This is a genomic window from Pseudomonas sp. efr-133-TYG-5 (genome assembly GCF_030209175.1).
In the GTDB taxonomy this organism is placed as follows: domain Bacteria; phylum Pseudomonadota; class Gammaproteobacteria; order Pseudomonadales; family Pseudomonadaceae; genus Aquipseudomonas.
Window position 1 is genome coordinate 603,672 of the sequence record NZ_JARVSM010000006.1, and the last position, 19,794, is coordinate 623,465.

General features: G+C 64.9%; 20 protein-coding genes. 14 read left to right on the top strand and 6 right to left on the bottom strand.

The genetic code is table 11. From position 1 onward, the window contains the following. Positions 1–93 precede the first annotated feature (93 nt). The 7 genes from QRN70_RS21595 (at position 94) to QRN70_RS21625 (ending at position 7,646) form a co-directional block, all read left to right on the top strand. Positions 94–1,161, top strand: coding sequence for a DUF2333 family protein (locus QRN70_RS21595; RefSeq protein ID WP_285419917.1), 1,068 nt, complete (start codon positions 94–96; stop codon positions 1,159–1,161). Positions 1,162–1,164: 3 nt separating this feature from the next. Then, the gene (locus QRN70_RS21600; protein ID WP_285419918.1) at positions 1,165–1,722 is read left to right on the top strand and encodes an NUDIX hydrolase; all 558 of its coding nucleotides are present in this window, start codon (positions 1,165–1,167) and stop codon (positions 1,720–1,722) included. A gap of 177 nt (positions 1,723–1,899) precedes the next feature. Continuing rightward, entirely contained in the window at positions 1,900–2,271 is a 372-nt protein-coding gene (locus QRN70_RS21605) for a translation initiation factor Sui1 (protein ID WP_007914613.1), read from the top strand. Positions 2,272–2,491: 220 nt separating this feature from the next. After that, entirely contained in the window at positions 2,492–4,405 is a 1,914-nt protein-coding gene (gene speA / locus QRN70_RS21610) for an arginine decarboxylase (protein ID WP_285419919.1), read from the top strand. A 231-nt stretch (positions 4,406–4,636) separates the two neighbouring features. Then, positions 4,637–5,962 carry a type VI secretion system Vgr family protein gene (locus tag QRN70_RS21615; RefSeq protein ID WP_285419920.1) on the top strand — a complete coding sequence of 442 codons (1,326 nt, stop codon included), beginning with the start codon at positions 4,637–4,639 and terminating at the stop codon, positions 5,960–5,962. Then, the gene (locus QRN70_RS21620; protein ID WP_285419921.1) at positions 5,959–6,753 is read left to right on the top strand and encodes a DUF4123 domain-containing protein; all 795 of its coding nucleotides are present in this window, start codon (positions 5,959–5,961) and stop codon (positions 6,751–6,753) included. Before QRN70_RS21615 ends, QRN70_RS21620 begins: the two co-directional genes overlap by 4 nt. A 17-nt stretch (positions 6,754–6,770) precedes the next feature. Next, the gene (locus QRN70_RS21625; protein WP_285419922.1) at positions 6,771–7,646 is read left to right on the top strand and encodes an alpha/beta hydrolase; all 876 of its coding nucleotides are present in this window, start codon (positions 6,771–6,773) and stop codon (positions 7,644–7,646) included. Here the strand turns inward: QRN70_RS21625 and QRN70_RS21630 are convergent. Continuing rightward, positions 7,640–8,989: an MATE family efflux transporter gene (locus QRN70_RS21630; protein WP_285419923.1), complete on the bottom strand. Its 1,350-nt coding sequence runs from the start codon at positions 8,987–8,989 to the stop codon at positions 7,640–7,642. The genes QRN70_RS21625 and QRN70_RS21630 overlap by 7 nt on opposite strands. A gap of 124 nt (positions 8,990–9,113) precedes the next feature. Then, positions 9,114–9,407, bottom strand: coding sequence for a hypothetical protein (locus QRN70_RS21635; RefSeq protein WP_285419924.1), 294 nt, complete (start codon positions 9,405–9,407; stop codon positions 9,114–9,116). A 153-nt stretch (positions 9,408–9,560) separates the two neighbouring features. On the opposite strand from QRN70_RS21635, the gene QRN70_RS21640 reads away from it, so the two are divergent. From QRN70_RS21640 to QRN70_RS21660, 5 genes are all read left to right on the top strand, one after another. Continuing rightward, a complete protein-coding gene (locus QRN70_RS21640) occupies positions 9,561–9,863 on the top strand; it encodes a MazG-like family protein (RefSeq protein ID WP_285419925.1) in 303 nt (100 codons plus the stop codon). Continuing rightward, entirely contained in the window at positions 9,863–10,612 is a 750-nt protein-coding gene (locus tag QRN70_RS21645; protein ID WP_285419926.1) for a methyltransferase domain-containing protein, read from the top strand. Before QRN70_RS21640 ends, QRN70_RS21645 begins: the two co-directional genes overlap by 1 nt. 12 nt (positions 10,613–10,624) lie before the next feature. Beyond that, on the top strand, positions 10,625–11,236 hold the full coding sequence (locus QRN70_RS21650; RefSeq protein WP_285419927.1) for a DUF4136 domain-containing protein: 612 nt from the start codon (positions 10,625–10,627) through the stop codon (positions 11,234–11,236). 54 nt (positions 11,237–11,290) lie between these two features. After that, positions 11,291–11,848, top strand: coding sequence for a DUF4136 domain-containing protein (locus tag QRN70_RS21655; RefSeq protein ID WP_285419928.1), 558 nt, complete (start codon positions 11,291–11,293; stop codon positions 11,846–11,848). Positions 11,849–12,006: 158 nt separating this feature from the next. Next, entirely contained in the window at positions 12,007–13,998 is a 1,992-nt protein-coding gene (locus QRN70_RS21660; protein ID WP_285419929.1) for a pilus assembly protein TadG-related protein, read from the top strand. Here QRN70_RS21660 and QRN70_RS21665 read toward each other — a convergent pair. Beyond that, positions 13,968–16,727, bottom strand: coding sequence for a PAS domain-containing sensor histidine kinase (locus QRN70_RS21665; protein WP_285419930.1), 2,760 nt, complete (start codon positions 16,725–16,727; stop codon positions 13,968–13,970). The two genes, QRN70_RS21660 and QRN70_RS21665, sit on opposite strands and share 31 nt — an antisense overlap. Continuing rightward, the gene (locus QRN70_RS21670) at positions 16,724–17,164 is read right to left on the bottom strand and encodes a TadE/TadG family type IV pilus assembly protein (RefSeq protein WP_285419931.1); all 441 of its coding nucleotides are present in this window, start codon (positions 17,162–17,164) and stop codon (positions 16,724–16,726) included. Before QRN70_RS21670 ends, QRN70_RS21665 begins: the two co-directional genes overlap by 4 nt. A gap of 75 nt (positions 17,165–17,239) precedes the next feature. Between QRN70_RS21670 and QRN70_RS21675 the strand changes: the two genes are divergently transcribed. Next, positions 17,240–17,710 (top strand): prepilin peptidase, encoded by a 471-nt coding sequence (locus QRN70_RS21675; protein WP_285419932.1) that lies wholly within the window; start codon positions 17,240–17,242, stop codon positions 17,708–17,710. 123 nt (positions 17,711–17,833) lie between these two features. Next, the gene (locus QRN70_RS21680; RefSeq protein WP_285419933.1) at positions 17,834–18,610 is read left to right on the top strand and encodes a response regulator transcription factor; all 777 of its coding nucleotides are present in this window, start codon (positions 17,834–17,836) and stop codon (positions 18,608–18,610) included. Between the two features lie 204 nt (positions 18,611–18,814). Here QRN70_RS21680 and QRN70_RS21685 read toward each other — a convergent pair whose 3' ends face one another. Beyond that, on the bottom strand, positions 18,815–19,087 hold the full coding sequence (locus QRN70_RS21685) for a DUF3613 domain-containing protein (RefSeq protein WP_285419934.1): 273 nt from the start codon (positions 19,085–19,087) through the stop codon (positions 18,815–18,817). 11 nt (positions 19,088–19,098) lie between these two features. Continuing rightward, entirely contained in the window at positions 19,099–19,788 is a 690-nt protein-coding gene (locus QRN70_RS21690; RefSeq protein WP_285419935.1) for a tetratricopeptide repeat protein, read from the bottom strand. Positions 19,789–19,794 lie beyond the last annotated feature (6 nt).

The window sequence follows — 19,794 nt, forward strand, 5'->3', positions numbered from 1 at the left end:
CGGCTTATCGCCTTTCGCGGATGCGAGTCCAAGGCACGTTGTTGTATGGTTGCTGTCGAACCGTTGAACCCAAGTGATTGAAAGGATATCGCCATGCTGGACTGGAAGAACCGCGCGGGCAGCGCGCCTGAACGTGCCGCCGAGCCCAAGTCGGCCACCCGCAGTTACGTCGGCGGCCTGCTGTTGAGCCGCGCGCTGGCGACGTTGATCGGCCTTTACCTGTTGGTGACCATTGGCCTGGGCTGGTACTGGAGCCAGGAGCCGGCGCTGTTCCCGGTGGCGCAGAACGCTCAGGTCGCAGCGGAGAAGGAAGGCAAGCAGATGGTGGTCGGCTACACCACCGTCGAGACCCTGAAGACCGTCGCCGGCACTCTGCTGGACAAGCCGGGTGGCTACATTTCCAACGACCGTTTCCCGCCGGGCCTGTGGATGGACAACATGCCGAGCTGGGAATACGGCGTGCTGGTGCAGGTGCGTGACCTGACCCGGGCCCTGCGCAAGGACTTTGCCCGGTCGCAGTCGCAGTCGGCGGAAGACGCCGACCTGGCCAAGGCCGAACCGCGCTTCAACTTCGACAACAAGAGCTGGATCCTGCCATCGAGCGAGTCGGAGTATCAGGAAGGCATCAATTCCCTGAGCCGTTATCAGGCGCGCTTGTCTGATCCGTCGCAGAAAAATGCGCTGTTCTACGCCCGCGCCGACAACCTCAACAACTGGCTGGGCGATGTCGGCACTCGTCTCGGTTCGCTGTCGCAACGGCTGTCGGCCAGTGTCGGCCGGGTCAAGCTCAACACCGCGCTGAAAACCGAAGTGCCGGCGGTGGGTGAAGTGCCGCAGGTCGACGAGGAAATCGTCGAGACCCCGTGGATGCAGATCGACAATGTGTTCTACGAGGCTCGCGGCCAGGCCTGGGCCCTGTCGCATCTGTTGCGCGCCATCGAAGTCGACTTCGCCGACGTACTGGCGAAGAAGAACGCCACTGTCAGCGTGCGCCAGATCATTCGCGAACTGGAAGCCTCGCAGGAACCGGTGTGGAGTCCGATGATTCTCAACGGCAGCGGTTTCGGTGTGCTGGCCAACCACTCGCTGGTCATGGCCAACTATATTTCCCGGGCCAACGCCGCGGTCATCGATCTGCGTCAACTGCTCAACCAGGGCTGAGCCATGAGCCACAACGCCAAGGAGGCTGCGCACCGCGCGGCCTCGGATGCCGAACAGATCGCCTGGGTCGACGAGCAGGACAATCTGCTCGGTGCCCTGGTGCGCGCCGACCTGCGCGAGCGCGGCCTGATCGGGCGGGGCACCTACATCATGCTGTTCAATTCTGCCGGTGAGCTGTGCGTGCACCGGCGCACCTTGAGCAAGGCCATCTATCCCGGTTACTGGGACGTCGCGGCGGGTGGCATGGTCCAGGCGCACGAAACCTATGCCGAATCGGCCGCCCGCGAACTCGAAGAGGAACTGGGCGTCAGCGGTGTGGAACTGACCGCCCACGACCATTTCTACTTCGAGGACACCGGCAACCGTCTGTGGTGCTCGGCGTTTTCCGCGGTGTGGGACGGGCCGTTGATCCTGCAGCCGGAAGAAGTCCTGGAAGCGCGCTTCATTCCGGTCGAACAGGTGATGCGGGAAATCGAGCACAAGCCTTATTGCCCGGACTCTCTGGCCGCGTTGCAGCGCTATCTGAAGGCCCGGCAAAGCGACGTCGCAAAGAAGCAGTAAATTGGCGCCGATTGGCTCTTAGCAATCGGCGTTTTTGCCGTTACACTGCGCGACCTTTTCAAGCGGCACCGGCCATGTTATCGGTGCCGTAGCGCTGCCCCTGCCTGAGTGGGGCTTCGCGGTCGATGACCTTGCCCAAGGTCGCGATCAGTCTTTGTCCTCCCGAGAGGATTGCCGGTGGCCAAAAAAGCCGCATCCTTCGCCGCCCTGGGCGGCCTGGTATTTTCCACCGACGCAGGTCGTCATTGTCCGGAATGCAGCAAGCCGGTGGACGCCTGTATCTGCAAACAAACCGTGATCCCGGCCGGTGACGGCATTGCCCGCGTGCGTCGCGAGAGCAAGGGCCGTGGCGGCAAGACGGTGACCACCATCACCGGCGTGCCCCTGGCCGAAGACGCGCTCAAGGAGCTGGCGACAACGCTGAAGAAGCGCTGTGGCACCGGCGGTGCGTTGAAAGACGGAATCATCGAAATCCAGGGCGATCATGTCGAGCTACTCTTGGCCGAGTTGATCAAGCACGGTTTCAAAGCGAAGAAGTCCGGCGGCTAGCAGCCTCTGTGAAAACCACCTGCGGCTTGATCCGGCGCTGAAAGTCTTCGGTTCCGGCGTCGTCTCCATGGTTTTCACAGAGCCTGTTCATGACCGGTTTCTAAACTCGTAGCTGTCAGCGCGGTCTACCGCCGCGCTGACGAATCGTCATTTTCATTCTTTAGACTGCGCCGGCCTGAACGTCAGGCGACGCTCTATGACTTCTTTATAGGGGACTTCGATGTCCGTACGACGCACACGCAAAGACGATGGCAGCCAATGGACAGTTGCGGACAGCCGCAGTGTTTACGGGATTCGCCATTGGGGGGCCGGGTATTTCGCGATCAATGACGCCGGTCGCGTCGAAGTTCGTCCGAACGGCCCGACCAGCTCGCCTATCGACCTGTTCGAACAGGTCGACCAACTGCGCAAGAGCGGCTTGTCCCTGCCGTTGCTGGTGCGCTTTCCCGACATCCTGCAAGACCGCGTCCGCCAGCTGACCGGTGCGTTCGACTCGAACATCGAGCGCCTGGAATACCAGAGCAAGTACACCGCCCTGTACCCGATCAAGGTCAACCAGCAGGAAGCGGTGATCGAGAACATCATCGCCACCCAGAACGTTTCCATCGGCCTGGAAGCCGGCTCCAAGCCTGAGCTGCTCGCAGTGCTGGCGCTGGCGCCGAAGGGCGGCACCATCGTCTGCAACGGCTACAAGGATCGCGAGTTCATCCGTCTGGCATTGATGGGCCAGAAGCTCGGCCACAATGTGTTCATCGTCATCGAGAAAGAATCCGAAGTGGGCCTGGTGATCGAAGAAGCCGCCTCGCTGAAGGTCAAGCCACAGGTCGGCCTGCGCGTGCGCCTGTCGTCGCTGGCCTCGTCGAAATGGGCGGACACCGGCGGCGAGAAATCCAAGTTCGGTCTGTCGGCGGCGCAGTTGCTGTCGGTGGTCGAGCGCTTCCGCGCCGCCGGCCTGGATCAGGGCATTCGTCTGCTGCACTTCCACATGGGCTCGCAGATCGCCAACCTCGCCGACTACCAGCACGGCTTCAAGGAAGCGATCCGTTACTACGGCGAGCTGCGCAACCTCGGTCTGCCGGTCGATCACATCGACGTCGGCGGCGGCCTGGGTGTCGACTACGACGGCACGCACTCGCGCAACGCCAGTTCGATCAACTACGACATGGACGATTACGCCGGTGTCGTGGTCGGCATGCTCAAGGAATTCTGCGATGCGCAGAGCCTGCCGCACCCGCACATCTTCTCCGAGAGCGGCCGCTCGCTGACCGCGCACCACGCCATGCTGGTGGTGCAGGTGACCGACGTCGAGAAGCACAACGACGAAATCCCGCTGATCGAAAACAAGGAAGCGCTGCCGGAAACCGTGCAGTGGCTGGTGGACCTGCTCGGCCCGACCGACATTGAAATGGTCACCGAAACCTACTGGCGCGCCACGCACTACATGAGCGACGTGGCTGCCCAGTACGCCGACGGCAAACTGACCCTGGCCGAGAAAGCCCTGGCCGAGCAGTGCTACTTCGCCGTGTGCCGACGCCTGCACAACTCGCTGAAGGCGCGCCAGCGCTCGCACCGTCAGGTGCTCGACGAGCTCAATGACAAGCTGGCCGACAAGTACATCTGCAACTTCTCGGTGTTCCAGAGCCTGCCGGATACCTGGGCCATCGACCAGGTCCTGCCGATCATCCCGCTGCACCGTCTGGACGAAGAGCCGCTGCGCCGCGCGGTGCTGCAGGACCTGACCTGCGACTCCGACGGCAAGATCAACCAGTACGTCGACGAGCAGAGCATCGAGACCAGCCTGCCGGTACACGCGCTGAACGAGGGTGAAGACTACCTGCTGGGCGTGTTCCTGGTCGGTGCCTACCAGGAAATCCTTGGTGACATGCACAACCTGTTCGGTGACACCGACTCGGTGAACATCTACCAGAACGCCGACGGCAGCGTGTACCACGCCGGGATCGAGACCCACGACACCATCGAAGACATGCTGCGCTACGTGCACCTGTCGCCGGAAGAGTTGATGACCCACTACCGCGACAAGTGCGCCAGTGCCCGCATCAGCGCCACCGAGCGCACGCAGTTCCTCGATGCATTGCGCCTGGGCCTGACCCGTTCCTCCTACCTGTCTTCCTGACAGATTCCTGAGTCGCCTCGGGTTGTCTGAAATTGTTCCGGCTGGACCGGAAGTTTCAGACAACCCGGTGCGAAACCTCTTCTTTTTCGCGCGAAACGACCTGGCGCCCAGCCGGGAAAGTGATGTCGTCTGCTTTTCGCGTAGGTCATTTCCTAAGTTGTACTTCGGCCCTCTACTCGGCCATGGCTCTCGGCGAGAATCCCCGGCCGCCCCTCCTGTAGAGAATCGCCCATGTTCGATCCAGCCGACGAGCCGTCGTTTCATCTCGATGTAGCGGGCCTGTCCGCCTCCTTCGAGGTCCTGGCCTTTACCGGTAGCGAAGCCATCAACGAGCCGTTCGCGTTCGAGATCGACGTGTTGATCGACGATTCGCAACTGGACCTTGCCGGGTTGCTGCATCGCGCGGCGTTTCTGCGTTTCGGGCCGCCGGGCAATGGCGTCCACGGGCAACTGCAGTGCCTGGTGCAGCAGGAGCATGGCCAGTTCTTCCGCCTGTGCCGGGTGCGGCTGGGGCCGAAGCTGGGTTGCCTCGACCTGCGTTTCAGCCAGCGCGTGTTCAGTGCGCGCTCGGTGCCGCAGATCCTTGCCCAGGTGTTGAAGGAGCACGGCATTGCCGGGACGCAGCGGCGGTTCGAGCTGCAGGGCGACTATCCGCCCCGGGTGTTCTGCACCCAGTACCGCGAGTCGGACCTGCAATTCGTCCAGCGCCTGTGCGCGCAGGCCCGTATCCACTACCACTTCGAGCATGGGCCGGACGGGCATTGCCTGGTGTTTGGCGACGATCCACAGCGGTTGCCGCGTGCCGCCGAAACCTGGGTCGACGACGCCGCGATCGGCGCAGTGCGGCGCTGGCAGGTGCAGGGCGAGGTGCCGGTGAAAACCGCGCGCCAGGTGCACACGGTGCAGGGGCACACGCAGCTGGCGGCAGTGCGTTGCGGCCACTGGCTGGCGATGGCCGGGCATCCGTTCGACGCGTGCAATCGGCAATGGCTGGTGACCCGGGTGGAGCACGAGGGCGATCACGCCCGCGACCCGGTGTATGCCAACCGCATCGCTGGCACGCTGGGCGACATACCGTTCGCGACGCCGCTCCGGCCGCGGATGCACAGCCTGCAACGGGCCTGGGTGGTGGCGGTCGATGAGCCGTGGCCCGACCGCTCGCGACCGGTGGCGGTGCAATTCGACTGGCTGTATCAGGGCGAAGGTGCAGCGCCCAGCCATTGCTGGCTGCCCCTGGCGCCCAGCCTGGCCGATGTGCCGCTGGCAACGCTGGCCGATGGCGTCGAAGTGGTGGTGAGTTTCGCCGAGGGCGATCCGGACCAGCCGATGATCAGCGGCGTGCTGCAGGCGCCGGCGCTGCACACGGAGATGCCCGACGAGGCGCCGCCGGAGTTGCCGCACAGCCTCAGCAGCGAAGGCCTGGCCGGGTTTCTGCATTCTGCCGCCCCGTTGCTGTTGCTGTGCCTGATCCCCGGTGGCGGCAGCTTCAACCATTGCCCGCCGGCGACGTGCAGTTGCCGCTTGCTCGCGGCCGTCGACCAGAGCCATGGCCGATGAGCGCTACGACGCCGGCACCGCTCGCGCAATGGCTGCTGCTGGATGTACCGCAGGCCCCGCAGGCGCTGCTGACCTTGCATCGAGGGTTCGCGGCGGTGCGCTGTTTTCGCCTGTTCGAGGGCACCGAGTTTCAGCCGGTGGCCGAGCAGGGGCCGCTGCTGGTCGAACTGCATGGCAATCCGGCGCTGAGCGCGTTGTGTCAGCACGACCCGCAGACCTGGAGCGGCCTGCTGCTTGGCTGCGAAGCGCCGGCGGCGGTGTTGCTCGAACACCTGCGGCGCATGCTCACGGTGTCGTTCGGCCTGCAGCACCGGGCCTTGCTGACCTACTACAACCGCCAGACCGCCAGCTATTTCTTCGATGCCTGCGACGCCGCCGAACTGAGCCGCTGGCTCGGGCCGATCCGCCAGTTGCGCTGGTTCGGCGGCACCTGGGCCGATCGGGCGCTGGGTTGTCAGGGCTGGCAGCAACTGCGCAATCCGCGGCTGGCGGTGGAGCCGTTGCGGGTCGAGGAAAGCCTGACGTCGCGCCAGCGCGAGCGCCTGCAAGCCTGCCTGCTGGACCAGCATATCTGGCGCTGGAGCCAATCGACGGGAACCGATTACCCGGTGCTCGCCTCCCATGTGCAACAAGGCCTGGCGTTGGGTTTCAGTGAACGCACGGTACTCGACGGCTGGTTGTGGCTACGCTTGCAGCATCCGCGGGCCGAATGGCAGCCGCCACCGGCGGGCCTGAGCCCGCGCGAACGGCTCGAGCATCTGCGTCGGCAATGGCAGGACGATCCACCCTGAAGCGAGGTTCGGCACCCATGGCACTACCCTGGCGGCAACGGTTCGGCGCCATGCTTGGCGTATTTCTTTCGCTGCTGCTGAGCGCCTGCTCGCCGGTCAAGGTGCTCAACGCGCTGACGCCCGCAGCGACCTACACGAAAACCGCGGGCATCGCCTACGGTGCCGATCCGCGACAGAAACTCGATGTCTATGTGCCCCGGCAACTTGCGACGCCGGCGCCGGTGGTGGTGTTTTTCTATGGCGGCAGCTGGAACAGCGGCGCCCGCGAGGATTACGCCTTTGTCGGTGAGGCGCTGGCGTCGCGGGGGATTGTCGCGGTGCTGGCCGACTATCGACTGTATCCACAGGTGCGCTATCCGCTGTTTCTGGAGGATGCGGCGCACGCCGTGGCCTGGACCAAGGCCCACATCCGCGAGTTTGCCGGCGACCCGCAGCGCTTGTACCTGATGGGCCACAGCTCCGGCGCCTACAACGCGGCGATGCTCGCCCTGGATCCGCAATTGCTCGGCGCAGTCGGCCTGACGCCCGCTGATCTGCGCGGCTGGATCGGCCTCGCCGGGCCCTACGATTTTCTGCCGATCAAGAACCCGGATGTACGCCCGGTGTTTTTCTGGCCGGACTCACCACCGCAGTCGCAGCCGATCAACCATGTCAGCCAGGGTGCGCCAGCGGCCTTGCTGATTGCTGCGACGCGCGATGATCTGGTCAACCCGACGCGCAATACCGGCGGCCTCGCCAGCCGCCTGCGCGCCGCCGGGGTGCCGGTGCAGGAGTTGTATTACGCGCGGCCCAGCCACATCACCCTGGTGGCCACGCTGTCGCGACCGTTGCGCAGCCTAGCGCCGGTGCTCGATCAGGTGGTTGCGTTCATCCGCCATCCGCCGCCTCAGTGAGCGGTGCCGCTGAACCAGCCGTCGTTGCGCCGCAGCCACACGGCCAACCCGCCGAGGGACAGGCTGCGCAGCACCATGAACAGCAGAAACGAAATCCACAGACCATGATTGCCCAGGCCTTGCAGCGCCCACGCCACGGGCAGCAACAGCAGCACCGTGAGCAGCATGCCGTTGCGCATTTCCCGCGCGCGGGTGGCGCCGATGAACAGGCCGTCGAGCAGGTAGCTCCAGACGGCAATCAGCGGCAGCACGGCGAGGTACGGCAGGTAGATGAACGCGGTATCGCGCACGCTCTGGATGTCGGTCTGCATTTCGATGAACAGGTGCCCGGCGCACAGGAACAACGCCGCGAAACCGAGGCTCGCCAGCAATGACCAGCCGCCGGCGACCACCAGCGAGCGGCGCAGGGCCAGGCGATCACGGGCGCCGATGGCGTGGCCGCACAGCGCTTCGATGGCGTGGGCCAGGCCGTCGAGGGCATGGGCGGTGAGCAACAGGCCGTTGAGCAGCAGGGCGTTGGCCGCGACCGTGGCATCGCCGAGTCGCGCGCCTTGCACGGTGATCAGGAAAAACACCGATTGCAGCGCCAGGCTGCGGATAAAGATGTCGCGATTGACCGCCAGCAGCGGCCGCCAGCTCTGCCAGACCTTGAGGGCGGCCCAGACGATGTGCCCGGGATAGGCGCGCAGGGCTGAGCGGGTCAGCAGCAGGCCGAGCAGGGCGCCACTCCATTCGGCGATCACCGAGGCGCGCGCGGAACCGACCACTCCCCAGTCCAGGCCCATCACGAACCACAGGTTGAGGACGATGTTGATCAGGTTGGTGCTCAGCAGGATCGCCAGCGGCGCGCGGGCGTTCTGGGTGCCGAGGAACCAGCCGACCAGGGCGTAACTGGCCAGCGCCGCGGGCAAGCCGAACAGGCGCGTATGGAAAAAGTCGCGGGTCAACTGGTCGAGTTCCGCCGAGGGCTGCATGAAGTGCAGGGCGACGCTGCTCAGCGGCACGCCCACGGCGCCGAGCAATAATGCCAGCCCCAGCGCGAGCAGCAGGCCCTGCAGCAGAATCTGGCGCAACGCCGCGCCGTCGCTGCGCCCGGCGGCCTGCGCGGCGAACCCGGTGGTGCCCATGCGCAGGAACCCCATCGCCCAGGCGAGAAAGGTATACAGGCTGGCGCCGACGGCGACTGCGCCGAGTTGATGGGCGTGGGGCAGGTGGCCGATGACGGTGCTGTCGACCAGCGCCACCAGCGGTACGGAAATGTTCGAGAGGATCATGGGGGCGGCGAGGGCCCAGACCCGGCGGTGGGTCGGACGGTCGCGCCAGTCGGCGATCAGAGTGGACATGCGGGCTCCTTGGGGAGCTGGCATTGTAGCCATTCGTTGCGGATTTGCCGTGACTGACAGCGCCGAGCCCTCACCCCAGCCCTCTGCCTCGGGAGAGCGCTGGGGAGAGGGGCTTGCTGTGCGCTCAGTGAATGATCCAGCTCAACAGCCACAACCCCAGCAGCAGCCAGATGATCCCGGCGATGATCGACGCGTTCATGAACGCACGGATCGCCGACCACAGCAGCATCAGCCCGACGATCAGGGCAATGATGCTGATGATCGAGGTGTCCATGCCCAACGCCTTGGACAGGCCATCGACAAAGTTGCCGCCCGCGTGGCTGAGCAGATTGAACAGGCCGCTGAGGCCGTCGACGATGAAACGGATGATCGAACCGAGCGCCTGGCCGAGCCATTCGAAAAAGCTTTCTACCTGCATGTGTTCATCCTGATGAAAGAGCTGAGCCTTGGGCCGCAGCGGGGGCGGCCGAGTTCCCTGCAAGCATAGAGTGTTTCGCCGCAAAACTGTGGCCGTGCGCCTCTTGCCTTCGCCGGGCATCCCCCCGAAGCTATACGCCTTCAGGAGAGCCCGATGAACCTTGTTGAACTGACCGAACGCCTGCACGCCATCCGTGACCGCAATGACTGGCGGCAATTTCACAGCCCGAAAAACCTGGCGATGGCCGCCAGTGTGGAAATGGCCGAGCTGGTGGAGATCTTCCAGTGGCTGACGGAAGACCAGTCGCGCCAGTTGCCGGCGGACAAACTCGCCCACGCCGGGCAGGAAATCGGCGACATCGTCCTCTATCTGCTGTTGCTGTGCAGCGAACTGGGGCTGGACATGAATGAAGTGGTGCGCAGCAAGCTCGCCGACAGCGAACGGCGGTTCAGCTGATGAGCGACCGGCATTTCGATCAGTTGGCGACTCGTTTCGCGGAAAAAATCTACGGTGGCGCCAAAGGGGCGATCCGTCTGGCGGTGTTGCAGGCCGATCTTGCCGAGGCCCTGCCGGAGCGGCCGCTGCGGGTGCTCGACATCGGCGGCGGTCTCGGCCACATGGCGCTGTGGCTGGCCGAACGCGGACACGCCGTGACCTTCACCGAACCGGCCGCACCGATGCTCGAGGGCGCGCGCCAGCGCTTTGCCGATGCCGGACAAACCGCAACGTTCATTCAGGCGCCATGGCAGGAACTGCCCGGCCTGCTCAACGAACGCTTTGACCTGGTGATCTGCCATGCGGTGCTGGAGTGGCTGGCCGAACCCCACGCGATCCTGCCGGTGCTGCATCGATTGACCGTGCCCGGTGGCTGGCTGTCGCTGGCGTTCTACAACCGCGACGCGCTGATCTACCGCAACCTGCTCAAAGGCCATTTCAAGAAGATGCGCAAGAACAGCCTGGCCGGGGAAAAACAGAGCCTGACGCCGCAGCAGCCTCTCGATCCACGGGAACTGGCGACGCAACTCGCCGGGTTGTGGCAGGTCGAAAGCCAGAGCGGGGTGCGGGTTTTCCACGACTACATGCCGGTGGAATTCCAGGCCCGCGCCGAACTGGCGGACCTGCTCGAAATGGAGCTGGCCCACCGTCGTCACCCGAGCTTCGCCGGGCTCGGGCGCTACTTGCACTGGATCTGCCGGCCGATCTGAGCGGAGCGTGAAATGAAAGGTCATTCAGGGTTATTGCTGATCTGTCTCGGGTTGGCCGCCTGCCAGGGCAGCAACCCTTATGTGGCGCAGTCGCGACCGCTGCCGCCGGCCCCGCCGCAAGCGGCGAGCACGTTCGACCGCAGCGCCTACCCGGCGCCGCCGCGGGACTACGGGCGCTATCGCAGCTGGACCTGGCTCAACGGGCGCCTGCCGCCGGGCACGGCCTGGGCGGATTCGGCGCAGGTGGCCGAGGCAGTCGGCAATGCCCTCGACCAGCGCGGCCTGCGCCCGACGCGCGACAACCGCCCGGCCGACCTGCTGGTCAGCGCCGACCTGCGCCTGGAAACCCGCTTGCGTCAGGTCCAGGACGATTACGGCTACTACGGCGGTTACGGCGGCTACGATCGTTATGGTCGTGGTTACGGCATGTACAACACGGTGCCGATCGTGCGCACCTACCAGGAACAGGTCGTGGTGGTACGCGTCGATCTGTTCGACGCCGGCACGGGCCAGCCGGTGTGGAGCGCCAGCGCGGAAACCGGCACCCAGGGCAATCAGATCGAACGCAGCGACGCCATCCGCGAGGCTGTGGAAAAGGCCATGTCGGCGTATCCTCCCAGTTAGTGGGCTGCCAGTCAGCCGCTCCCACGGGTACATGCCTTCCATCGGAGAATCATCATGTTGCGCCGTCTCGCTTTACTGGCCGTGGCCGTGCTGCTCAGTGCCTGCGCCGCCAACCAGGTCAATCATGACTTCGACGCCAGCCGCGATTTTGCCGCTTATCGCAGCTGGAGCTGGAAAGAACCCGCCCTGCAGTACCGCCCCGACGATCCGCGGATCAAGAGCGACCTGACCGAGCAACGCATCCGCCAGGCCGTTGCCGATCAGCTCGACCAGCGCGGCCTGCGTCCCGCCGCCGCGGGTGCCAGGGGTGACGTGAATGTGCAGGCCTACCTGATCGTCGAGGATCGCCAGCAACAGGTGACCACCAACTACGGCGGCGGTTGGGGCGGCCCGTGGAACGGCTACTGGGGCGGCCCGATGTACAACGAAACGCGCAACATCACCTACAAGGTGGCGACCATCCAGATCGACCTGCTCGACGGCAAGGACGGCAAACTGGTGTGGCGCGGCAGCGACGAGCAGATGCTCGCCAGCAAGCCGAATCCGCAGGATCGCAGCAACGCCATCCGCGAAACCGTCAGCCGCATCCTCGCCAACTACCCGCCGCGTTGATCGGCGGCAAACCAAGGAGAGCCATGGCTCTCCTTTTTTTGTCCTGACGTTTCTCTGCCGAAGGCTGGCGGGTTGCCAGCAGCGTGGCCCAGGCGTGTCTACACTCAATGGCACCAATGGAGGTTGCGCCCGGCCGTGCGCCGGCAAAGGAGTGCGCCATGTCGCCCCGTTCGCCATTCAACGGCCCGGCCCGCCAGCGCGGCGCTATCGGGATGATGGCTGCACTGACCCTGGGTATGGCGCTGGTGCTGATTCTGATCGTGGTCGACAGTGGCCGCCTGTACCTGGAAAAACGCGACTTGCAGCGGGTCGCCGACATGGCGGCCCTCGAAGCGGCGTCACGGGGCGGCAATTGTGGCGCCGGGGCGACGGCCAACGCCTTCGCGCTCGCCAGCGTGGCGCGCAACAACTTCCCGATTCCCAGCGCTGGCCGCGCCCTGGCGGTGGCGTGTGGCGGACTGACAGTGGGTGCCAACAACCTGCGTGTCTTCACCGCCAACGCCGCCAGCAGCGAAGCGATCCGGGTGGTGGTCAGCCATGCCGTGCAACAGAGCGTTGCCGGTGCAATCGGCGCCCTGTTCGGCGGCGACGGCCGTGGAGCGACCGTCACACTCACCGCGACCGCCGTCGCCGCATTGCCGCCCCCGCTGGCCTCGCTGACCCTGCGCAGCACCGCGCTGAACATCGACAGCAGCAAATCCGCCACACTCAACGCGCTGTTCGGCGGCCTGCTGGGCGGCAGCCTCAACCTCAGCGCGGTGAGCTGGAACGGGCTGGTCAACAGCAACATCAATCTGCTCAGTTACCTGAACCGGCTGAAGCTCGATATCGGTCTCAACGCCGCGGGTTACGAACAGGTGCTGGGCAACACCATCGCGGTCAGCCAACTGGTGCAGACGACGATCAATGTGCTCGATCCCAATGGCACGCTGGGCGCCACGGCCACCATCGTCGGCCTGCAGGCGATCAAGGCCGCGGCAGGCACCACGCAAGTGGTGCTGGGCAATCTGCTGAACGTCCAGGCCGGCACCCAGGCTACGGCGCTGGCGGTGGATCTGCGCGCGTTCGACCTGATCCAGGGCTTCGTGCAACTGGCCAACAAACAGAACGGTCTGGTGGCCAACCAGACGATCAACCTTGGCGTGGCGCAGATCAGCGCGCGGGTGCAGGTGCTGGAACCGCCGCAACTGTCGGCCATCGGCGATCCGCGCAAGGTCATGGCACCGAACAACCCGCTGGGGCCGAACCGGATTTATGTGAAGACCGCGCAGGTCCGCACGCTGCTGTCGGTGCAGTTGCCGGTGCTCGACGGCATCGCCTCGCTGGTCAGCGACGTGGCCGGTCTGGCGGCCCCCCTGGCGAGCATTCTCAGTTCCTTGCTGCACCTGGATATCAAGGGCGTGCTCGACTCGCTGACCTGCGCCCTGGGCGTGCCGTGCCAGACACCGGATGTGATCCTGCTGCCGGGCTCGTTCCGCCTCGATGTGGCGCTGGACGTGGCCGCCGCCAACAGTTACGTCACCGCCTACAGCTGCCTGACGCCGACCAACAAGACCCTGACCACCAGCACCACGACCTCGGTGGCAAACCTGAAAATGGGCACCATCGATCCCCCCTCAGCGGTATTCGGCAGTAACTCCGCGCCGCCGAACGTGGTGGTGCAGCCGCTGAAGTTGATCGATATCGGGGTGAAGACCTGTTCGCGCCTGCTGATCATCCTGCCGTTCAACTGCGGCCCGCGCACGCCCGGGGTCGGCGGCGGCATCGATATTTCCGCCGACACCACGGTCGGTCAGAACGCCGGCATGTCCCACGTCTATTCCGCGCCACCGGCGGCCAGCCTGCCGGAGATCAATCAGGCGCCGTTCTATTACAGCTACAGCACCAGCAATATCGTCAGCAGCCTGAGCGACACGCTGACCAACATCAACCTCAACATGCACGGCCCGTCGGGCACGCTGGTCAGCGGCCTGGGTGCGACGCTGGCGTCGGTGAAAAGCCTGCTGGTCACGGCGATCAACAGCGTGCTCAGTCCGTTGCTCGACACGCTGATCAACACCTTGCTGAGCGCGCTGGGGATCAACCTCAACCAGGTCGATGTCGGTGCCAACCTCAGCTGTCAGTCGGGGCGGGCGACGCTGGTGATCTGATCGTCGATGGCCACCGGCAACTCGATGCAGAATCGCGCGCCCTCGTCACCGTTGCGCACACTCAGGCGACCGCCCATGTTCTCGACGATGCCGTAGCTCACCGACAGCCCCAGCCCGGTGCCGACGCCCACCGGTTTGGTGGTGAAGAACGGTTCGAAAATCCGTTCGAGCAAGCGCGGATCGATGCCGCCGCCGTTGTCCTCGACCCACAGCCGCACCACATGCTCGTCGTGCTCGGCGCGCACCGCGATCCACGGTTGGAAGTCGCGGTCGGCCTCGCGCTTGCTCAGCAGGGCGTCACGGGCGTTGACCATCAGGTTGATCAGCACCTGCTCGAGCTGGTCGACATAGCCGCGCACCTGCACGTGGAAATCCGCCTGCTTGACCCGCAGCTCGACGCCCTTGCCGCGCAGCCCTTCAGAGAGCAGCGACAGCGTGCCTTCGATGGCCTCGAGCGGGTCGAACGGATGCTGCTCGATCTCCGAGCGCCGGCCGAACACGCGCATGTGATCGACCACCCGCGCGGCTCGTTGCACCTGGGCGTCGATGCGCTTGAGCTTGTCGGTCAGGTAGTCGATTTGCACGTCACCGTTGCCCAGACGCTTGAGCACGTTGACGATGGCCATGCGCATCACGTTCAGCGGCTGATTGATCTCGTGGGCCAGGCCGGTGGCCATTTCGCCGAGGGTGGCCATTTTCGCGCTCTGCGTCAGTTGTTGTTGCGAGCGGCGCACGTCGGTGTTGTCACGGCCCACGGCCTGCACTTCGAGCAACTGGCCGTGTTCGTCGAACACGCCGCGATCGGCCCACACCCACCATGCGTGCTCGCGTCCCGGCAGGCGCAGATTGATTTCCGCGGTACTCAGCGGTTGCTGCGGGGTCAGGTGCGCCAGCCGCTGGAGGAACGCTGCGCGCTGTTCGTCGGACATCCAGCTGCCGAGGTTGATCCCGGGCAGTTGCTCCGGCGCGCATTCGAGGTAGGTCGCCAATGGCCGGTTGCCGAAGGTCAGGGTCAGGTCCGGGCGATAGCGGCAGATCATCGCCGGCGAGTCCTCCACGAGGATGCGGTAGCGTTCTTCACTGGCCCGGATGCGCTCGGCCGCCAGGGTCGCCTCGGTCACGTCCAGCCACAGGCCGACCGCTTCCACCGGCAGGCCGAGGTCGTCGCGCAGCAGCCGCGCTTCGTCGAGCAGCCAGTGGCTGTCGCCGCGGCTATCGAGCACCCGATAACGTACACTCACCGCACCGTCGCGCAGCAACTGCCGGGTGCGTGCGAAATACACCGGCCGATCGTCCGGGTGCACGTGCCGGACCAGGCCGTCGTCGGCGCAATCGGCCAGGCTCCAGCCGAGCAGCGCGTGCAGGCTGGCACTGAAAAACACCGGCTGCAGCGCGCCCTCGACGTAGCGTTGCACATAGATCACCGCCGGTGAGCTGGCGATCAGATTGTCCAGCCGCGCATGGGCGGCGGCGGCCTGTTGCTGCTGTTGCTTGATGTCGCTGATATCGAGCATGAAGCCCACCAGTCGCCGTTCGGCACCGATGCCCAGCGACTGGCCCTGCAGGCGATACCACTGCGGCGTGTGCCCGGCATCCTCCAGGCGCACGCACAGTTCCAGCGGCTGGCCTTCGTCCTGCAACGCTTGCAGGCGGCTGCGCAGCTCTTCGCGGTCGGCGGGATGGGCGCGATTGAACCAGTCCGCCAGGGGCAACCGCGTGGCGAGGCCGAGGCTTTGCGCCAGGCGAGGCGCGAGCAGCACTTCGGCGCTGTCGCCGAGCACTTCCCACCAGCCGGTGCCAAGCAGCGCCTGCAGGGTTTCCAGGCGCTCGAGTTGCAGGTGATGACGATGTTCGCGCAGACGCTCCAGCAGCGGCGCGGCCACGGCCGCAGCCAGTTGCAGCCAGTCGTGCTCGCTGAGGTCGGCGGCCTGCAGATGCGCGTCATAGCAACCGCACAGCAGCCACGCGGCCACGCCCTGGGCATCGCGATACGGCACGGCAAAACCGTCGGCCGGGCCGAAAATGGCTGCCAGGCGCGGCTGTTCGTTGGCGCGCAGGCGTTGCGGCGCGGCGCCGTTGAGGCTGTCCAGACCGGTGCCCAACGCTTGCGCGGTGTGCCACAACTTCGGCGCGTCATGGGCGGCGTAATGCTGATGGACCAGCCAGCCCTGTTCCTGCTCATCGAGCAGCGCCACGGCCAGGCACGGAATGTTGTAGCGCTGGCCCAAACGTTCCAGCTGTTCGCCAAGCACCTGCGGCAATCGCACCAGGCTGCACAGGCGCAGGTGATCGCGGATCTGTGCGGCGAGCAACTGGCACTGCTCGCGAACGAGGCCCTGACGCCGCTCCACCAGCAGATCGCCGATATCCAGCAGTTGCAGGAGCCAGCCGTCGCCTTGCGGCTGCACCCAGCCGCGCAGGTGCAGCGGTGGCCCGGCCTGGGTGAAGAAATCGAGGTCGAGCAGTTGTCCCTGCCAGTCAGCCGGGCGACCTTCGACGACAAGGCTGCTGTGCGGCAGCAGGTACGTCAGCAGATGCGTCGTCCGTGCGCTGGGCAGTTGCAGCGCCAGCAAATGGCGCAGCGGCCCGGTCAGGTGATTGACCTGGCCCGCGTCATCCAGGTACAGCTGCAAACCGACGCTCAGCACGCTGGGGCTGTCGAAGTTTTCCGACAGGGCGGACGATTGGCGATTGAGCAGGCGATCGAACAACTTGTCTCCGGCACTCAAAATTGCAGGCTCGAACTGGCGCTCAGGTTGGCGGGCAGGCGAGGGACCGCGCCGATGCCCGGCAGCACCAGAAACGGCAGGGCCTGGTTCAGTTTGCTGGTGGGATAATTGACGCTCACGGTCAGCAGGCCGCCGGCGTAGGTGACGTTCGCATCGGTGGCCGCGTTGAAGTTCAGCGCCGGTGGCAGCCAGGCCAGGCGCAGGCTCAGTTCGTTGCGCGCAACCGTCTGGATGGCCGTGGCGTAATTGGCCGTCGCCGGGTCGAGGGCGACGCTGCGGCGTACGGCCTCGGCAGTCGACTGGGTGAACGCCTGCATCAGCAACAGCGGCAGGCTGTAGCTGACCAGTGCGTAGAACACGGCGAAGAAAATGACGAAGACCAGCGCGAACTCGATCGCGACGGCGCCTTTTTGTTTGCGCGGCAGGCCGGTTTTCATGAGTGCGTCTACCCTGACAATCACTACGTAATATCAGCATAGAATCATTCAGCCAAAACGGACGTTTTTTACCGGATGCACAGCTTTGTCCTACTGCTCTGGCTGTCGCTCTGCGCGGTGCAGGATGCCCGCCAGCGGCATATCGGCAACAGCCTGACCCTCGGCGGCGGCGGCCTGGCCCTCGGTTATCTGCTCGGCACCGGCAACACCTGGCTGGGCGCCGACGCGGTGCAGGCGGCCTGCGCCCTGCTGCTGGCGCTGGCGTTCACTCTGCCCGGTTACGCGCTGCGGCGCATGGGCGGCGGCGATGTGAAACTAATGACAGCTTTGGCTCTTGCGACGGACGGTATGCACCTGCTCGGCGCCTTTATCGGGGCCGGGTTGAGTATGGCGCTGTGGTCGCTGCTGGTGCCAAAACTCTGGCTGCATATGCGTCAAGGGCTTAGGCGGCCTCTGCACAACTTCGCGCCAGGAATGTCAAAAAAGCTGCCATTTGCGCCGTTCGTGCTGATTGGCATGGGCCTGACGCTGTTTTGGATCCATTAGTCGCAGGCTGTCACTACTGCTATGTACATAGTCGGAAAGTGGGTCTACTTTCAATTCAAGGGTTATACAGCCTAGAGCTGTCAGTACAGGAACGGTCAGCTTTGATCGAGCATGGAGTGGCAAGTGAACAAGCTTATGTCTGCTGTGAAAGTGCTGGTGGTCGATGATCAGCCGCTGATTGTCGAAGAACTGTGCGAATTTCTCGAAAGCAGCGGGTACCGGTGTGTGCCTTGCGAATCGAGTCGGCAGGCCATCGAGCAATTCGTGGAAGACCCTGGCATCGGTCTGGTGCTGTGCGATTTGCACATGCCGGAGATGGACGGCATTCAATTGGTCCAGGAGCTGCAGCGGCTGGCGGGCAAGCAGCGGGTCTTCGAAGCAATCATGCTCACCGGCCGCGCCGACAAACAGGATGTGATCAAGGCGTTGCGCGCAGGGATTGCCGACTATTACCAGAAGCCCATCGAACTGGACGAATTGCTCGAAGGCCTGCAGCGCCAGGAAGCGGCGTTGCAGGAGCGGCAGAAGACTCTGCAACTGGGGCATCTGAATCAGAAGCTGCAATACCTTTCCGAGTCGATCGATGATCTGTACCAGGACCTCGACAAGGTACGGCGCGGGCCTGCGCCGGCGAGTGACGAGGCGCCGGGTGACGTGGACGGGCTGGAGATGCCGGCGATTTTCAATCAGCTGTCGCCGCGCCAGCTCGACGTTGCGCGGCTGGTGGGCAAGGGCCAGACCAATTATCAGATCGCCTGTGAGTTGGGCATTACCGAAAACACGGTGAAGTTGTATGTGTCGCAGGTTCTGCGCTTGACCCATATGCATAATCGGACGCAGTTGGCGTTGGCCTTGTCGCCCAGCGCTTCGGCGGGGCGCCAGCGGGTTACGGCGCATTGACCTGCCTGCGCGGCCTGACAGCCGGCCCGACCTGTCGGGTGTGATCCCGGCGTAGCGGCCGGCTGGTGGCCTCACAGCCGGCCGAACCTATCATCCAATTCCCCTGCGGGAGCCGGCTTGCCGGCGCAGCGAGCTGACCACCGGCGCGCCTCTGTCAGCCATCCCCCACTGCCTCCTCGCGCTGCCGATCTCGCAGGCTTGCGCTTACCCGCCCGTGCCACTGTCCACTTTCCCGCCCTCTTGCTGGTCGAAGAATTCGGGGATTTCGTGGGTGTAGCTTTTCAGCCAGCGTTGCAGGCTCAATTCGCGTTCGGTCGGGGTGCTGGTCTGGGGTTTCGGCGAGGCGACTTTGTTGCGGCTTTGCAGCAGCAGCCAGCCTTCGGTTTCCTGTTGTTGCGCGGAGGCGGGGCCGGCGTCGATGGCATGGCTGGTGAGTGGCAGGGTCAGGAGGGTCAGGCAGAGCAGGGTGGTTTTCATCGCGGGCCTCCTTATTTGAGCGTGGCAGCGGCGAGGCGGTTGGCGGGGCCCGGGGTCTTGAGTTTTTCCGCGCGGGCCTGGGCCTCGCTGAATTGTTCGGGGCTGAGGTTGAGGCGGCTGACCAGTTCGGCGGCGCGGGTCCAGTCGTCCTGGTAGAGCAGCAGCGTCACCAGGTTGACGGCGGCCAGTTGATCGCTCTGCTTGAGCTCCATGGCGGTGAGGAATTCGAAGCGGGCATCTTCGATGCGCAGTTGGTTGAGGTAGACCACGCCGAGGTCGTTGCGGATTTTTTCATCGGTCGGCGCCAGACGGGCGGCGCGTTGCAGGTGGGCCTGGGCCTGGCCGAAATCGTTGCGGGCGGCGGCGAGCTGGCCGAGGCCGTGTTCGGCTTCGGCGGCCAGGCAGCTGCCGAGCAGGCCGCGGTACAGCGGTTCGGCTTCGCTGCGGCCGAGCAGGCGATAGACCCTGGCCTTGCGCAGGCGCACGTCGGCGAGGTTGTCCGGCAGGCTCTGCAGGTTGGCCAGGCTGGCGTGCAGTTTGCCGTCCTTGGCCATGTCGTCGGCCAGGTTCAGCGACAGTTGCTGATCCGCGCTCAGCTTGGCGCAACTGGCCTGGTTGGTCAGGGCTGCCCAGGGCGTCTGCCCGGTATTGGCGCAGCCGCCGAGCATCAGCAAGGTCAAACCGGCAATCAGTGCTTTCATACCACT

Bases quoted from the DNA above. Each gene is read 5' to 3' on its own strand.
- QRN70_RS21595 (WP_285419917.1), top strand. From the start codon at position 94: ATGCTGGACTGGAAGAACCGCGCGGGCAGCGCGCCTGAACGTGCCGCC.
- QRN70_RS21600 (WP_285419918.1), top strand. From the start codon at position 1,165: ATGAGCCACAACGCCAAGGAGGCTGCGCACCGCGCGGCCTCGGATGCC.
- speA (WP_285419919.1), top strand. From the start codon at position 2,492: ATGTCCGTACGACGCACACGCAAAGACGATGGCAGCCAATGGACAGTT.
- QRN70_RS21615 (WP_285419920.1), top strand. From the start codon at position 4,637: ATGTTCGATCCAGCCGACGAGCCGTCGTTTCATCTCGATGTAGCGGGC.
- QRN70_RS21620 (WP_285419921.1), top strand. From the start codon at position 5,959: ATGAGCGCTACGACGCCGGCACCGCTCGCGCAATGGCTGCTGCTGGAT.
- QRN70_RS21625 (WP_285419922.1), top strand. From the start codon at position 6,771: ATGGCACTACCCTGGCGGCAACGGTTCGGCGCCATGCTTGGCGTATTT.
- QRN70_RS21630 (WP_285419923.1), bottom strand. From the start codon at position 8,989: ATGTCCACTCTGATCGCCGACTGGCGCGACCGTCCGACCCACCGCCGG.
- QRN70_RS21635 (WP_285419924.1), bottom strand. From the start codon at position 9,407: ATGCAGGTAGAAAGCTTTTTCGAATGGCTCGGCCAGGCGCTCGGTTCG.
- QRN70_RS21640 (WP_285419925.1), top strand. From the start codon at position 9,561: ATGAACCTTGTTGAACTGACCGAACGCCTGCACGCCATCCGTGACCGC.
- QRN70_RS21645 (WP_285419926.1), top strand. From the start codon at position 9,863: ATGAGCGACCGGCATTTCGATCAGTTGGCGACTCGTTTCGCGGAAAAA.
- QRN70_RS21650 (WP_285419927.1), top strand. From the start codon at position 10,625: ATGAAAGGTCATTCAGGGTTATTGCTGATCTGTCTCGGGTTGGCCGCC.
- QRN70_RS21655 (WP_285419928.1), top strand. From the start codon at position 11,291: ATGTTGCGCCGTCTCGCTTTACTGGCCGTGGCCGTGCTGCTCAGTGCC.
- QRN70_RS21660 (WP_285419929.1), top strand. From the start codon at position 12,007: ATGTCGCCCCGTTCGCCATTCAACGGCCCGGCCCGCCAGCGCGGCGCT.
- QRN70_RS21670 (WP_285419931.1), bottom strand. From the start codon at position 17,164: ATGAAAACCGGCCTGCCGCGCAAACAAAAAGGCGCCGTCGCGATCGAG.
- QRN70_RS21675 (WP_285419932.1), top strand. From the start codon at position 17,240: ATGCACAGCTTTGTCCTACTGCTCTGGCTGTCGCTCTGCGCGGTGCAG.
- QRN70_RS21685 (WP_285419934.1), bottom strand. From the start codon at position 19,087: ATGAAAACCACCCTGCTCTGCCTGACCCTCCTGACCCTGCCACTCACC.
- QRN70_RS21690 (WP_285419935.1), bottom strand. From the start codon at position 19,788: ATGAAAGCACTGATTGCCGGTTTGACCTTGCTGATGCTCGGCGGCTGC.